General features: G+C 65.8%; 11 protein-coding genes. 4 read left to right on the top strand and 7 right to left on the bottom strand.

Going from position 1 to position 15554, the window contains the following annotated elements:
- Window positions 1–201: 201 nt before the first annotated feature.
- From FFS68_RS02700 to FFS68_RS02690, 3 genes are all read left to right on the top strand, one after another.
- The gene (locus FFS68_RS02700; protein ID WP_137751751.1) at window positions 202–723 is read left to right on the top strand and encodes a sigma-70 family RNA polymerase sigma factor; all 522 of its coding nucleotides are present in this window, start codon (window positions 202–204) and stop codon (window positions 721–723) included.
- Window positions 713–1645 (top strand): FecR domain-containing protein, encoded by a 933-nt coding sequence (locus tag FFS68_RS02695; protein WP_137751750.1) that lies wholly within the window; start codon window positions 713–715, stop codon window positions 1643–1645. Before FFS68_RS02700 ends, FFS68_RS02695 begins: the two co-directional genes overlap by 11 nt.
- Before the next feature lie 89 nt (window positions 1646–1734).
- Window positions 1735–4131 (top strand): TonB-dependent receptor, encoded by a 2397-nt coding sequence (locus FFS68_RS02690; RefSeq protein ID WP_249339986.1) that lies wholly within the window; start codon window positions 1735–1737, stop codon window positions 4129–4131.
- A gap of 37 nt (window positions 4132–4168) precedes the next feature.
- Here FFS68_RS02690 and FFS68_RS02685 read toward each other — a convergent pair whose 3' ends face one another.
- The 7 genes from FFS68_RS02685 to FFS68_RS02655 form a co-directional block, all read right to left on the bottom strand.
- Window positions 4169–5308: an acyl-CoA dehydrogenase family protein gene (locus FFS68_RS02685; RefSeq protein ID WP_137751748.1), complete on the bottom strand. Its 1140-nt coding sequence runs from the start codon at window positions 5306–5308 to the stop codon at window positions 4169–4171.
- Window positions 5309–5415: 107 nt separating this feature from the next.
- The gene (locus tag FFS68_RS02680) at window positions 5416–6609 is read right to left on the bottom strand and encodes an acyl-CoA dehydrogenase family protein (protein ID WP_137751747.1); all 1194 of its coding nucleotides are present in this window, start codon (window positions 6607–6609) and stop codon (window positions 5416–5418) included.
- A 144-nt stretch (window positions 6610–6753) separates the two neighbouring features.
- Window positions 6754–7650 carry a PAS domain S-box protein gene (locus tag FFS68_RS02675; protein ID WP_137751746.1) on the bottom strand — a complete coding sequence of 299 codons (897 nt, stop codon included), beginning with the start codon at window positions 7648–7650 and terminating at the stop codon, window positions 6754–6756.
- Window positions 7651–7749: 99 nt separating this feature from the next.
- Entirely contained in the window at window positions 7750–9378 is a 1629-nt protein-coding gene (locus FFS68_RS02670) for a TadG family pilus assembly protein (protein ID WP_137751745.1), read from the bottom strand.
- 2 nt (window positions 9379–9380) lie between these two features.
- A complete protein-coding gene (locus FFS68_RS02665; protein ID WP_137751744.1) occupies window positions 9381–9824 on the bottom strand; it encodes a TadE/TadG family type IV pilus assembly protein in 444 nt (147 codons plus the stop codon).
- Between the two features lie 179 nt (window positions 9825–10003).
- Entirely contained in the window at window positions 10004–10879 is an 876-nt protein-coding gene (yghU, locus tag FFS68_RS02660; protein ID WP_137751743.1) for a glutathione-dependent disulfide-bond oxidoreductase, read from the bottom strand.
- Between the two features lie 90 nt (window positions 10880–10969).
- A complete protein-coding gene (locus tag FFS68_RS02655; RefSeq protein WP_137751742.1) occupies window positions 10970–12148 on the bottom strand; it encodes a CoA transferase in 1179 nt (392 codons plus the stop codon).
- Window positions 12149–12288: 140 nt separating this feature from the next.
- Here FFS68_RS02655 and FFS68_RS02650 point away from each other — a divergent pair, with 140 nt between their 5' ends.
- Window positions 12289–15531, top strand: coding sequence for an amidohydrolase family protein (locus tag FFS68_RS02650; protein ID WP_137751741.1), 3243 nt, complete (start codon window positions 12289–12291; stop codon window positions 15529–15531).
- Window positions 15532–15554 lie beyond the last annotated feature (23 nt).

The following is a 15554-nucleotide window of genomic DNA, read 5'->3' as shown; positions in this document are numbered from 1 at the left end:
CCCTCCCTACCCCCGCCTCCCCCTTGCCATTTGTGGAAATGAACGAAGACACTGATGCTTGCTCTATCCCTCCTCTCTCTCCCCGCACCGCGGTTGCGCGGTCGGGCGTGGACGCTATATGACGGCGTCATCAGGGGAACCTATGGCGCGCGCCGGGGCGGCGCGCCCCGACAGAAAATGGCGTTCCAGAGCAAACAATCGATGACCAGTTCGCACGACCGAACCGACGCCGCGCAGGGCATCGAAGGCGTATTGCTCGCCAACCGGAGCCGGATCGTCCGGTTTCTGGAGGTGCGCGGTGCGGGCGATGCCGCCGACGACCTGTTCCAGGATTTGTGGATGCGGCTGACCGATCGCCCGATGGGTCCGGTCGCCGACCCGTTGCCCTATGTCATGCGCGCCGCGAACAATCTGATGCTCGACCGCTATCGATCGGTGCGGCAGAGCGCGCAGCGCGACCAAGCGTGGGGCGAGGCCGCGGCGGGCCATGCGCCGTCGGCAGAAACCGCACTGATCTCACGCGAGCAACTGGCGCTGGTCGAAGCCGCGATTGTCGCGACCGGCGAACGCCCGGCGCGCATCTTTCGCCGGTTCCGGGTCGATGGCTTGCAGCAACGCGATATAGCCAGCGAAATGGGGGTCAGCCTGAGCACCGTCGAAGCCGATTTGCGCAAAGTCTATGCCGCCCTCGCCGCGCTACGGAGGCAGTTCGATGCAGCCTGATGCCAGCCCCGCCCAAGCACGCGCCATCGACTGGTTGATCCGTCAGCGCGATGCCGCGTTCGACGATTGGGACGGCTTTGCCGACTGGCTGGCCGAAAGCCCTGACCATGCCGCGATTTACGATGCCATCGCCAGCCTCGATCAGGATCTTGACGCCCTGCCGCCGTTGGCCAAGCCCGTGGTCGTTACAATGCCGATCGCACCGCGCCGCCCATCGCGCCGCGCCTGGTTCGGTGGTGCGATCGCAGCCGCCTTGGTCGCCGTCATCGGCTTGTCGACGGTGAACCCGTTCGGCAACGCCGACCGGATCGAAACCGCGGCCGGTGAACATCGCACCATCAAGCTGGCGGACGGATCGCGGATCGAAATCAACGGCGGCTCGGTCGTGGAAATCGACAAGTATCGCCCACGCTTTGCCCGACTGGAAGCGGGCGAGGCGATGTTCCATGTCGTGCACCGCGACGACGATCCCTTTGTCGTCGAAGCGGGCGGCGACCGGATCGTCGATCTGGGCACCGCCTTCAACGTCGTCCGGCGCGAACGCCAGACCTCGGTCGCGGTGTCGGAAGGCATCGTCCTCTATAACCCCGATCGCGACAAGCTCCGCCTGGTCGCGGGCAAGGCCATCGAAGCGCGCGATGATGATGAGCGACCACCGGTCGTGCAGGACATCGACGTCGCCAGCGTCGGCGGCTGGCGCAGCGGATTGCTGGTCTACAACGGCGCGCCGCTGGCCGTGGTGGCCGAGGATCTGAAACGGACCGCCGGCATGGCGGTGGAGGTAACCCCCGCCGCCGCGACGCTGTCGTTCCGCGGCGCGCTGATCATCGACGCCAACCGCGATCGCACCATATCCGATCTCGCCGCTTTGTCGGGAACAAAGGCGCGGCGGCAAGGCGATGGCTGGATCCTGACCCGCTGACCGTACCCGCGCGCCTTGCTTTCGTCGCTGCAGCGATCGCGCTGAGCCTGCCCGCGCAGGTTTTGGCGGCGGAGGAACGCGCCTTCGACGTGCCCAAGGGGAGCCTGTCGACGGCCCTGCCGGTGATCAGCCGTCAGGCCGGGGTCAGCATCAGCGTCGTCGACGCCAGGCTATGGCAAGCGCGGGTCAAACGGGTGCGCGGGCGGATGAGCGTCGAGGAAGCGATCCAGCGGCTCTTGAGCGGTTCCGACGCCCGCGCCGTCCGCGTCAGCGCCACCAGCTGGCGCATCGAGCGCCGCCCGCTTGCACCGCGGCTGGCGCATCGGCCCGCGCCGCCGCCGCAACAGACGCCGCAGCCGCGCGCGCGCGAACCGTCGCATGACATGGTCGCCGCGGCGCAGGACGAGATCATCGTCACCGCGTCGAAGACCGACTTGCCCTATTCGCATTTCGCCGGCGTCGTCACCCAATTGAGTGGCGGCGATTTGGCGTTTGGCGGCGAACGCGGAATGGAATCGATCCTGTCGCGAACCGCCACGGTGTCGTCGACCCATCTGGGGTCGGGGCGCAACAAGCTGTTCATTCGCGGCATCGCCGATTCCAGCTTCACCGGCCCGACCCAATCGACGGTGGGCCAGTATCTGGGCGATATCCGGCTGAGCTATAATGCCCCCGACCCCGACCTGCGCCTTTACGACGTCGACAATGTCGAAATCCTCGAAGGGCCGCAGGGCACGCTTTATGGCGCCGGGTCGCTCGGCGGGATCATTCGCGTCGTCCCCAAAGCCCCCGACCCGCGCGCCATGTCGGTGCAGGCGATCGCGGGCATCTCGTTGACCCAGCATGGCGACCCCGGCGGCGACATCGCCGCGATCGCCAACCTGCCGGTCGGCGACAACGGCCACGCGCTGCGGCTGGTCGGCTATATGCTCACCGACGGCGGTTATATCGACAACCCGCTGCGCGGGCAGAACGACGTCAACCGCGTCCATGTCCGCGGCGGTCGCGGCGCTTTCCGTTTTGACGCGGGCGATGACTGGACCATCGATCTGGGCGGCGTTTATCAGTCGATCAAGTCGAACGATGCGCAATATGCCGACAAGGCCGCGCCGCCGCTGGCCCGCAACTCGATGGTCGAGCAGAATGCGTCGGCACGCTATAGCCTTGGCACGATCGTCGTCATGAAGGATTGGGACGGCCTGCATTTCCAGTCGTCCAATGCTTTCATCGACCACCGCCTGTTCGAACGCTTCGATGCCAGCCTGCCCGAAGCGCCGCCCGGGTCGGTCGTCACGGCGGGTGCAGTGGACGTCGAGCGACTGTTCGCGCCGGTTCAGGTGACGCCGCTCAGCGACGTGCCGCGCGTGCTCGACCAGCGCAATGCGACGCGGATGTTCGTCAGCGAAAACCGCCTGTCGCGTCCCTATCATGACGGTCTCGGCTGGGTCGTCGGCGCGAGCTTCATCGACAATCGCGCCCGCCAGGACCGCGAATATGGCTATGGTCCACTCCGCGCCGTGCTGCCCGGCGTCACCAACAAGATTACCGAAGTCACCGGCTATGCCGAGACGACGGTCGAAGTGTTGCCCGACCTTATCGCCGCTGGCGGCATCCGATTGTCGCACGCGCGGCTCGGCGGCATGGCCGAAGGCGTATCCTTCGCGCTTGCCCAGGCGGGCCGCGCGACGACGGCGTCGCGGAGCGAAACCGACCTGCTGCCGTCCTTCTCACTGCTCGCGACGCCGCTGCACAATCTGCGGCTTTATGCACGCTATCAGGAGGGGTTCCGGCCCGGCGGGCTGGCGGTCGACGGCAATTTCGTGCGGCGATTCCTGAATGATAAGGTGCGAACTTGGGAGGCGGGAGTCCGCTTTGGCGACAAGGGGCAAAGCCTGTTCGACGCGAGCATCGCTGTGTCGCACAGCCGCTGGCGCAACATCCAGGCCGACTTCATCGACAGCACCGGCTTTCCGACCACCGCCAATATCGGCGACGGACGGATCACCAGCGTGTCGGGCGCGCTGGCGATGCGCCCGACCGAGGCGCTGACCTTTGAACTCGGCGCGGTCTATAACCAAAGCCGGGTCGATGATCTCGCGCTCGAAATCCTGCCGGTGTTCGACAGCGCCCCGGGGCGGCTTGGACGTATCCCCAATGTCGCGAGCCACGCGGTGCGCGGGTCGGTCAACTATGCGACGGTGATCGGCGACGAGGATTTCCGCGTCAATGGCTGGGCCAATTATATCGGGCCGTCGCGGCTCGGCATCGGCCCGGTGCTGGGCGAAAGCCAGGGCGACTATATCGACACCGGGCTGGCGATGCGCGTCGGCAACAACCGCCGCGGGCTGTCACTGACGCTGACCAATCTGTTCGATTCGCGCGGCAACCGCTTCTCGCTCGGCACACCATTTGTCGAGGGTAACGAGGGCTTTATGACGCCACTGCGGCCAAGGACGCTGCGGATCGCGGTGGATGTGGCGTACTAGATAGGCCCCTCCCCGTCAGGGGAGGGGCGAAAGTGCATCAATCCGCCAGCACAATCCGTTCATAGCGGTCCATGTGATAGTCGTGGCTGCCGAACTGGCCCTCGATCATCGTCGCGCGCTTGAAATAATGGCCGATGGCCAGCTCCTGCGTGATGCCGATGCCGCCGTGGGTCTGGATCGCGTTCTGGCCGACGAACTTCGCGCCGCGCGCAACCTTGGCCTTGGCGGCTGAGACCGCAGCCATGCGCTCGTTCGCGGGCAGGTCGAGCTTCAGCACCCCCATGATCGTCATCGAGCGCGCCTGTTCGACTTCCATGAACATGTCGACCATGCGGTGCTGGAGCACCTGGAACTTGGCGATCGGAACCCCGAACTGCTTGCGCTGCTGGGTGTATTCCAGCGTGCCTTCGTGCAGCTTTTGCATCACGCCGGTCGCCTCGGCGCACACCGCGACGGTCGCATCATCGACGATCTGCTCGACCAGCGGCAGCCCGGTGCCTTCGCCGCCCAGAAGCGCATCGCCGGGGATTGCGACATTTTCGAAATAGATTTCCGACGCACGGCTGCCGTCGACGGTCGGATAGTCGCGGCGGACGATGCCGGGAAGATTGGCGTCGATCAGGAACAGCGACACGCCCTCGCGGTCACGCTGGCCACCGCCGGTGCGCGCGGTGACGAGCAGGTGCGTCGCCCATGGTGCGGCGTAAACGACGCCCTTGTGGCCGTTCAGCACATAGCCCGCGCCGTCCTTCTTCGCGGTGGTGCGCAAATTGGCGAGGTCGTAGCGGCCCTGCGGCTCGGCATAGGCAAAGGCGATAATCGCATTGCCGGCAATGATCTCGGGGATCATCGCGTCGGCCTGCGCCCCGCCGACGGCCTTCAGCGCGCCGCCCGCGATGACGACGGTCGGCAGATAGGGTTCGATCCCGATGACCTTGCCCAGCTCTTCCATGACGATCGCATTTTCAAGCGCGCCGCCGCCTAAGCCGCCATGCTCCTCGGCAAAAGGCGCGCCCAGCATGCCCAGTTCCTGCGCCAGCGCGGTCCAGATCGCCGGATCGCGGCCGCTGTCCGAATTGATGAACTTCTGGCGCGTTTCAAAATCATAGGTGTCGCTCAGGAAGCGCGCGAGCGTGTCGCGGATCATGTCCTGCGTTTCGGTGTAGGTGAAATCCATCTCTATATCCTCGTCGCCCCCGCGTCGGCGGGGGCCGCTGTAGGTTTTTACTGCGGTGCTGCGTCAGGCCGACTGCGGTCCCCGCCTGCGCGGGGACGGCGCTTACGTCAGAGGCCGAGCACCATTTTGGCGATGATGTTGCGCTGAATCTCGTTCGATCCGCCATAGATCGTCGTCTTGCGGACGTTGAAATAGGTTGGCGCGGCGCGATGGGCATAATCGGGCCCGATCGGATGCTCGTTGTCGCCCTCTCCGAAACCGCGGAAATAGGGTGCGCCATAGTGGCCGACCGCCTCCAGGCTCAGCTCGGTCAACCGCTGCTGGATTTCCGATCCCTTGATCTTCAGCAGGCTCGATTCCGGTCCCGGGCCGCGTCCGGCGTTCGGACCGGCGAGACTGCGCAATTCGGTGAATTCGAGGGCGGCCAGATCGACTTCCAGCTCGGCAACCTTGCGCTTGAAGAACGCATTGGCGAGCAGCGGCTTGTCACCATCGAGTTCGGTGCGGGCGATCGCCTTGACCTTCTCGATCCCGCGCTTCGACGCGGCGACGCCGGCGATGCCGGTGCGTTCGTGCGCGAGCAGGAACTTGGCGCAGGTCCAGCCTTTGTTTTCCTCGTAAACGCGCTGTGAAATGGGGACGCGGACGTCCTCGAGCCACACTTCGTTGACTTCATGCTCGCCGCCCAGCGTGATGATCGGACGCACGGTGATGCCGGGCGATTTCATGTCGATGAGCAGGAAGGAAATGCCTTCCTGCTGCTTGGCGTCCTTGTCGGTGCGGACGAGGAAAAAGCCCCAGTCGGCATGCTGCGCCAGCGTCGTCCAGGTCTTCTGGCCGTTGACGATATAATCGTCGCCGTCGCGGATGGCCGTGGTGCGGAGCGAGGCAAGGTCGCTGCCCGAACCGGGTTCCGAATAGCCCTGACACCACCAATCCTCGCCCGACAGGATGCGCGGCAGGAAATAGGCTTTCTGTTCGGGGGTGCCGAAGGTGTAGATCACCGGCCCGACCATCGCGAGACCGAAGGGCATCAGGCGGATACAATCGGCGCGCGCGGTTTCCTCCGACCAGATGAAACGCTGCGTCGGGGTCCAGCCGGTACCGCCATATTCGACCGGCCACGCGGGCGCGATCCAGCCCTTTTTGTGCAGAATCTTGTGCCAGGCGAGAAAATCCTCCTTGGACATCTCTTCGCCCTCATCCTGCTTGTCGCGCAGGTCGGCGGGGTAATTTTCGGCGATGAAGTCGCGCACTTCCTGTTGGAAGGCGAGATCTTCGGGGCTGAATTCCATGTCCATCACGAATCTCCCATCGGATAATGACGCCCTTATACTGAGCGCTCACCTTTACGTAAACGGCAAGTTGCGACTTGCAACGTTTGTCGCCCCGATGATTGCGCCACGCGGCGCCGCTTGTCCAGCGCGCGGGCGCCCCAAGGCGCCCTAAGGCGCGGACCGCGTCACCAGGACGACGGCGCCGTCGCTGGCATAGGGGCCGCGCACCTCGGCGATGGTCAGGGTGACGGCAATCGCGGTTCCGTCGCGGGTAACGATCTGGGATGCCAGGCGCGCCGACTGGCCCGACCGGAAGACCGATTCCAGCGCTTCGGCAAAGGCGCTGCGATGCGCGACCGCCAGCAGCGCCGAAAAGCGCACCCGCTTGATCGCTGCCTGATCGACCCCGAGCAGTGCGGTGAGCATGGCATTTGCCGCCTCAACGGTTTCGCGCACCGACAGCCGCGCATGACCGATGCCGCCGTCCGTTTCGACCGCATCGAGCAAAGCCTGCCGCGCGTCGGTCGCGGCAAAATCGTCCATTGCGCCGCTGACATCGCGCAGGATCAGCGCGCCGCCGATCGGCGCGGGGACCAGGTCGACGCGCAGCCACTGGCGCGGCCGCAGGATGTCGGGCACCTCGCCCGAAAAACGCTCGCGATACTCGATCAGGCGGATGATATGCTGCGCCAGCAAACTGCCGTTGAGCCGCGGTACCGCAGTCAGCAGCGGCGCGCCGATCAGGTCGGCGCACGATGTCGCCAGCATGTCCGACGCCGCCGGATTAACCGCGACGATGCGCCATTGCCGGTCGATCAGGATCATCGCGTCGCGGATCGCTTCGGCTAGCCCGGCGAGCGAGTGCTGCACACTGTCTGTCGCCGCGGCGACGTCGTCCGCATCGCGGTCCAACCGCCGATAGTCGTCGAGCGAGATCAGCACATGCGCGTCCTTGCCATGATGCGTGACAACCACAGGCTTGCGCGCCGATTGCAGGCGCCAATTGGCAAAGCCGCGGATGAAATCCGCCGCCGAAACGCGCTGTGGTTCATGGACTGCTGGCACTTTTGCCTCCCCGCTGGCCGGATCACGTCTGGTCCTTTTGGGGCCGGCGGCGCGATGATGGCCACGAAGTGCATCCACGCCGGTGCCGTTATGGTGCGGTCAGACCAGCTTGGCTTTGCCGCAGCGCAGCGCGTTGACCCGCGCGTCGGCCTGCCCGACATGCACACCCAGCAGGCCGGTGACATCGGCGAGCACGGTGTCGAGCACCGGCGCCGCCAGCGCCACGGTATCGCCGACGACGGTTCGCAGGGCGTTGAGGTTGAGCCCGAGCCCCAGCACATTGACGCGCAGGTCCATGCGATCGGACAGCGATTTGGCGGCGCCCGCAACCAGTCCGCTGCTCGACACGGTCTTCACCCGTCCGTCGTCGATGTCGCTGCGCGCAAAGGCGACCTGCTTTTCGGCAAGGTCCGACAGCACCAGTTCGGCCTCGGCATCGACGCTGGCGAGCGGCAGTTTCACCACCCGCGCCGGCCGCGGGTCGAGCGGGCGCTGCATGTCCTGGAAGTCGGCGGCGTCGACGGTGCCGATCGCCAGTATCGCAGGCGAGGTGACCACCGCCAGCGACACCGCTGCGCCGCTGTTGGGTCGGCAATCAATGTCCGAAATCCGCGCCGAGGCTGAGCCGAGTTCGGCCAGCACCGGGATATGAACGCTGGCAAGCGGGGTCGCGATCCGCGTGTCGAGCTTCAGCCGCACCTGCGCGGTGCGCACGATCACTTGGTTGGTATCGGTCACCGCGATCAGCGGCGAGTGCGCCGGCGGCTCGCCGATCAACAGCGCAATGTCGATCCCCGATCCGCCGGGCAGGTTGCTCGCCAGCGACAGGTCGACCTGACGATTGGCGCTGCCGAGTAGCAGCATCGCGCGCAGCAGGCTGAGCGCGTTGACCTTGACCGGATTGGCGGCATCGACGCGGATGCTCGACGACCGCGGCCCCAGATCGATCGCGCGAGACGGAAACAGGCTGCGCGGCAGGGCGCGCGCGGCGATATGCTCCAGCGCGCTCGCCGCCTGCCCGTCCGACGCGTTCGCCAGCGCCGACACGACCTGCGGCATCGTCACCTGACTGTCGAGCGTCTGGCCAAAGGTCAGCACCTCGGCATCGATTTCGGTGCGGAGCGCATCGGAAAACGCCAGCAGGTCGATGTCGGTGCTGGCCAGCGCGTTGTAATCCATCAGCGACAGGTTGATCTGGCTGCCGGTCAGTCCTGACAACAGAGCATTGGGCAGACCGCCGTTGACCGCGGCAACTCGCGAGCCGAGCGAAAAGGCCGCATAGCCGCGCCGCGCGCCGGTCGCGGTGGCGCGGATCACGCTGTTGCTCTTGCCCGTCAGGAAGCTGCCGAAATATAGCGGACGATCGCGCGTCAAGACGATCTGCACCGCGTTCGCCGATGCGCCGCCCGGGGCGAAGCGCTGTTCGGCGGCGACCGCGCCGTCGGGCGTGTAAGTCCCGGGGGTCAGCGCCGCGATGCGGATACCGCAATCGCAATTGGCGGCGATGATCCGCTCGGCGGCCGCCTGCTCCTCGCCCGGTCGCCCGGCTGCCGCCATCGCTGCAGCATCGGCAATCCCCTGCAACTTGCGGCGGTCGAGATACAGCGAGCCGACATCGACCGCGAGCGCCGCGGCGCCGATCAGCATCGTCATCGCAAAGGCGGTGGCGATGCTGATCCCGGCGCGCCGGTCGCGGAGAAGGACGCGAAGGGTCTGAGGCAGTGCCATCGTCAATCCACCGGCAGTTCAAAGGTCGCGCGCGACCGGATGACGTTGGTCGGCGACGGGATGAGCGCTGAGCGCAGGAAGCTGTCGGGCGGCGCCGTAAAGGTGACCGCGACGGTGATCGCCTCGCTCGTTTCGGACACCGCGACGCTGTGCGCGCCGCTCACCGTCTGCAGGCTGCGCTCGACCGCCCGCGCCGCCACCGCGCGGCGATCGGCGGCATCGAGGCCGACGATGGCGGCGCGCGCGCCGTCGTTCGCTGCCTGCTGGACGCTGTGCGCCAGCATGAAATACTGGCCATAGACGAGCACGCCCATCAGCAGCGCGAGGAGCAGCGGCAGCACCAGCGCCATTTCGACGATCGCGGCGCCGCGCTCCTCGCGCGCGAACATGACGCCGGGCGAGGCGGGATGGTTGGCGAGCCGCGGAAATCGAAGAAAAGCTGTCATGCTCATCAGCATGGCGGACCAAAATGAAAGCGGCGTCGAGAGCGCCCGACGCCGCTTTTGTGTATTTTACAGGAACCCGGTTCCGGTCCCGATCGGGCAACCGACGCAGTTCCGCCGAACCGCGCAGATCATAAGCAAAGCCTTAAGCATCCGGCGCTGCCCGCTATCGCAAATTGCGACTATTCGGCGGCCTCCAGCTTGTCCTGCGTCCGCAGGTCAAAGTCCGACGCGTCGTGTCGTTCGTGCAACTGGCTGGCCGGGTCGCCCATCATGCGATTGACCATCCGCCCGCGCTTGACCGCCGGGCGCGCCGCGATCTGGTCGGTCCAGCGCTGGACATGCTTGTAATCTTGCACCTGCAGGAACTCGCCGGCCTCATAGACCAGCCCCTTGGCAAGCGCGCCGTACCAGGGCCAGATCGCCATGTCGGCGACGCTGTAATCGGCGCCGGCGATATACTCGCTCTCCGCCAAACGCCGGTCGAGCACGTCCATCTGGCGCTTCACCTCCATCGCATAGCGATTGATCGGATATTCCTGCTTGAACGGCGCATAGGCATAGAAATGGCCGAAGCCGCCGCCAAGAAACGGCGCACTGCCCATCTGCCACATCAGCCACGACAAAGTCTCGGCGCGCTGCGCCGGGTCGGTCGGCAGGAATTCGCCAAATTTTTCGGCGAGGTGGATCAGGATCGCTCCCGATTCGAACACCCGGATCGGTTCGGCGCCGCTGCGATCGACCAGCGCCGGAATCTTGCTGTTGGGATTGGCATCGACGAAACCGCTGGAAAACTGGTCGCCGTCGCCGATCTTGATCAGCCACGCATCATATTCGGCGCCGCTATGGCCAAGCTCGAGCAGTTCCTCGAGCATCACGGTGACCTTCACCCCGTTCGGCGTCGCGAGCGAGTAAAGCTGGAGCGGGTGTTTGCCGATCGGCAGATCCTTGTCGTGGGTCGGCCCGGCGATCGGGCGGTTGATGTTGGCGAAGCGCCCGCCGCTCTCCTTGTCCCAGGTCCACACCTTTGGCGGCACATATTCGGCTTCATCGCTCATCTCGACACTCCTGGGCTGTTTTTAGGGAGGCTGAATTTCATACTGATCGGTATTTAAGGATCGAAGGCGCCGCCGTCCACCCCTCGCCGCTCAAATAATCCTTGCCGCCCGCAAAGCCGCAATCGCGGCCGTGTTATAACCGAGCTCCGCCAGGATTGCATCGCTATGCTCGCCAACCTGCGGCGCGCGGGCCGATGCCATTTTCGCGCTGTCCGACAAGGTGATCGGCGCCCGAATGACCGGCGCGTCGGTCGAAGTGCCCGGATAGGCGGCAGGTTCGACCAGCCCCATCGCGGCGACCTGTGGCTGCGCCAGTGCTTCGCCCGCGCGCAGCACCGGCGCGGCGGGAACGCGCGCCGCGCCTAGTTCGGCGATTGCATCGGCACTGCTGCGGTCGTCGCACCAGCGCTGCATGATGACGCTCAGCGCTTCCCCATTGTCGCCGCGCAAAATGTCGCTCGCATACAGCGGGTCGTCGATCAGTTCGGGGCGCCCGACCAGATTGGCCCAGCGGGCAAATATCCCACCCCCGACGATCTGGGTCACGATCCACCCGTCGCGGGTGCGAAAAATGTCGGTCGGCGCCGAGCTGTAGCTGCGATTACCGATCGGCTGGCGTTCGATGCCGTTGAGCGCATGGTCGATCGCCAGCGCGTTCGAGAAAGCGAGCGCGGTGCCGAGCAGCGACCCCGACACGCATTGCCCCTTCCCCGTCGCCTCGCGCTCGCGCAGCGCCAGCATCACCCCGAACGCGCAGTGCAGCGCGGTGCCGAAATCGACATAATTGACCTGCGCGCGGTACGGCTGATCGGGCGTCCCGGTCAGGTGCACCGCGCCCGACATCGCCTGCCCGACCGCATCGAAGCCGACGTTCTGCGCCAGCGGTCCCTGGCTACCAAAGGCCGACGCGGTGGCCAGAATGACGCGCGGGTTGATCGCCGACAGGCTGGCATAATCCAGCCCCAGCTTGGTCAGCGCATCGTGCGGCAGGTTGGCAACGACGACATCGGCGGTTTCGACCAGTTGCCGCACGATGATGCGACCCTCAGGGCTGCCGGGTTTCAGCGTCAGGCAGCGTTTGCCGCGGTTCATCTGCATGAACATCGCGCCCGATCCGTCGTCGGCGACGGGGACCGTGTAGCGATCGTCATTGCCGCCCGGCGCCTCGATCCGGATGACATCGGCACCATAATCGGCGAGCAGCGCGGCGCAATAGGGGCCCGCAATATAGCGCCCGAAATCGAGGACTCTTATTCCTTTGAGCGGCACGCCTTGCTCTCCCGATGTTATCTTTGCTGCGGGCTAGCAGCCGCCCGTCGAGCGTGCCAGCGCCTTCGTCGAAACCTGTCGCTTGCATGTTCTCACTGGCGGCATATGGTCGGCACATAATTTCAAACGGGGATAATATCATGGCGCGCTTCGCTCTCGCCCTTGCGGCGACTTTGGCTTGTTCAACCTCGGCTTGGGCGCAGACCGCGCCCGCCGCATCGACCGCCGACGAGAAGAAGCCCGAAAAATGGGACGTCAACGCCCCACCCGGCATGACGACGCGCACCGTGCCGATCGCGGTCGACGAAGGCAGCTGGATGAACATCGACGTCGCCCCCGACGGCCGCACCATCGCGTTCGACCTGCTCGGCGACATTTACACGATGCCGATCGAGGGCGGCACCCCGACGCGCATCGCCGAAGGGCTGGCGTTCGAGCATCAGCCGCGCTTTTCGCCCGACGGCAAACGTATTGCATTTGTGTCCGACCGCGCGGGCGGCGACAATATCTGGATGATGAACCGCGACGGCAGCGGCAAGGTGCAGCTGAGCAAGGAAGATTTCCGCCTGCTCAACCAGCCGAGCTGGAGCCCCGACGGGCAGTTCATCGTCGCCAAAAAGCATTTCACCACCGGCCGCTCGCTCGGTACCGGCGAGGTGTGGATGTACCATGTGTCGGGCGGCGCCGGCGTGCCGCTGGTCAAGAAACCCAATGAGCGCCACCAGAAAGAACTCGGCGAGCCAATCTTCGCCGCCGACGGCAAGAGCGTGTTCTATACGCGCAACGTCACACCGGGCGCGATCTTTGAATATGCACAGGACAGCAACACCGACCTGTTCCACATCGAACGCTATGATCTGCAGGACGGCAAGGTCAGCACCGCGGCGTCGGGCGCTGGCGGCGCGGTGCGCCCCACCCCCTCACCCGACGGCAAACGGCTGGCGTTCGTGCGCCGCGAAGGCACGCAGTCGAAGCTGTATGTCAAAGACCTGACCTCGGGTACGGAACGCAAGCTGTACGACGCGCTCGACCAGGATGTGCAGGAAACCTGGGCCGTCACCGGCGTCTATCCCAATATGGCGTGGACCCCCGACAGCCGCGACATCCTCTTCTGGGCGGGCGGCAAGCTGCGCCGCGTCGGCAGCAATGGCGGCGACGCGCGCATCATTCCGTTCACCATCAACGACGACCGCGTCATCGTCGATGCCACCCATCCCGCGGTGGAGGTGGCGCCCGACAGCTTCACGACGCAAATGCCGCGCTGGGCCGAAGTATCGCCCGACGGCCGCAACGTCGTGTTCGAAACGCTGGGCAAGCTCTATATCAAGCCCGCGACCGGCGGCACCGCGCGGCGGCTGACGGCGGCCAAGGACGATGCGGTCGAGGCGTGGCCGAGCTGGTCGCGCGACGGCAAGTCGCTCGTCTTTGTGCGCTGGACCGACACCAGCCTCGGCGAAATCCATATCATTGGCGCGGGTGGCGGCACGTCGCGCAAGGTCACCGGCGTTCCCGGCCATTATGCCGAGCCGCGCTTTTCGCCCGACGGCAAGACGATCGCGTTCGAACGGCGCGGCAGCGGCGGGCTGACCTCGGCACGCTGGAGCGAAGACCCCGGCGTCTATCGCATCGCCGCGGCGGGCGGCACCGCCGAGCGGGTCAGCAGCGATGGCGCCAAGCCGCAGTTCGGCGCCGCCAGCGACCGCATCTTCATGGTCACCGCAGGCGACGGCAAGAGCCAGCTGGTCAGTACCGACCTCAGCGGTCAGGACAAACGCACCCACGCCAACGGCGAACTGGTCAGCGACTATGAAATCTCGCCCGACGGCGGCACGCTGGCTTTCCGCCAGAATTACGATGCCTATGTCACCCCGCTGATGCCGGGCGGGCAGGATGTATCGCTCGGCACCAAAAGCGGCGCGCTGCCGGTCACCCGGGTCAGCGGCAGCGGCGCCGAATATATCCACTGGTCCGACGGCGGCCGCCGCCTCCACTGGAGCCGCGGCGCGACATTGTTCAGCGCCGACCTCGCCAGCCTGTTCACCAACGCGCCGGCGGACGAGAAAGCGCCGAAATTCACCCCGCCGACCGATGGCGTCTCACTCGCGATGACGCAGGCGGCGGCGAAGCGCCGCGGCACCGTCGTCATCACCGGCGCGCGGATCGTCACGATGGCCGGCGCGGACGGCGGCATCATCGACAATGGTGCGATCATCATCGAAGGTGACCGCATCACCGCGGTCGGCCCGATCGCGTCGATCAGCGTTCCGGCGGGCGCGATCACGGTCGACGCGACCGGCAAGACGATCGTCCCCGGCTTCGTCGATGCCCATGCCCACGGCAGCCATGGCGACGACGAATTGGTGCCGCAGCAGAACTGGTCCGAAATCGTCAATCTCGCGATGGGAACGACGACGAGCCACAACCCGTCATCGCGCGCCTCGGAAATCTTTGTTTCGTCCGAAATGCAGCGCGCCGGGCTGATCCTCGCACCGCGCATCTTTTCGACCGGCGAGATCATCTATGGCGCGAAGGCGGCGGGGGTTTATGCCGAGATCAACGGCTATGACGACGCGCTGGCCCATGTCCGCCGCCTGAAGGCGCAGGGCGCGCACAGCGTCAAAAACTACAACCAGCCGCGCCGCGATCAGCGCCAGATGGTCGTCAAGGCGGCGCAGGCCGAGGGCATGCTGGTCGTGCCGGAGGGCGGCTCGCTCTACACGATGGACGTATCCCTGATCCAGGACGGCAATTCGACCGTCGAGCACAACATCCCGCTCCACACCCTCTACAAGGATCTGGTGCAGCTGTGGGGGCAGACCAAGACCGATTACACGCCCACGCTCGTCGTCACCTATGGCGGCCCCGCCGGCGACCCCTATTGGCGCGCCCACACCAATGTGTGGGAACATCCGATCCTGACCAAACATATTCCGCCGGCACAGCTGGCAGCCAACAACAAGCGCCGCACGATCGCGCCGGAGGGCGATTATGTTGACGATGATTCGGCGCGCGAAGCGGGCAAGATTGCGGCGGCGGGCCGGATGGTGTCGATCGGCGCGCATGGTCAGCAGGCTGGCCTTGGCGCGCATTGGGAGATTTGGTCGTTCGTGCGCGGCGGGTGGTCCAATATCGATGCGCTGCGCGCCGCGACGATCATGCCCGCGACCTCGCTGGGTTATGGCAAGGATGTCGGGTCGCTCGAGGCGGGCAAGCTCGCCGACCTGCTGATCCTCGACGCCGATCCGACGCAGGACATTCGCAATACCGAACGCATCCACCGCGTCATGCTGGGCGGGCGCCTGTATGATCCGCTGACGATGAACGAGGTGGCAACGGGGACACGCAAGCGCGCCGCCTATTGGTGGGAAGCGGAAAAGCCCTAATTCGCAGCGCGGTTCGTCGCTTT

Origin of the sequence: Sphingopyxis sp. L1A2A, from assembly GCF_005502465.1 — a bacterium.
Classification (GTDB): domain Bacteria; phylum Pseudomonadota; class Alphaproteobacteria; order Sphingomonadales; family Sphingomonadaceae; genus Sphingopyxis.
This window is presented reverse-complemented; position numbering and strand designations above follow the sequence as displayed.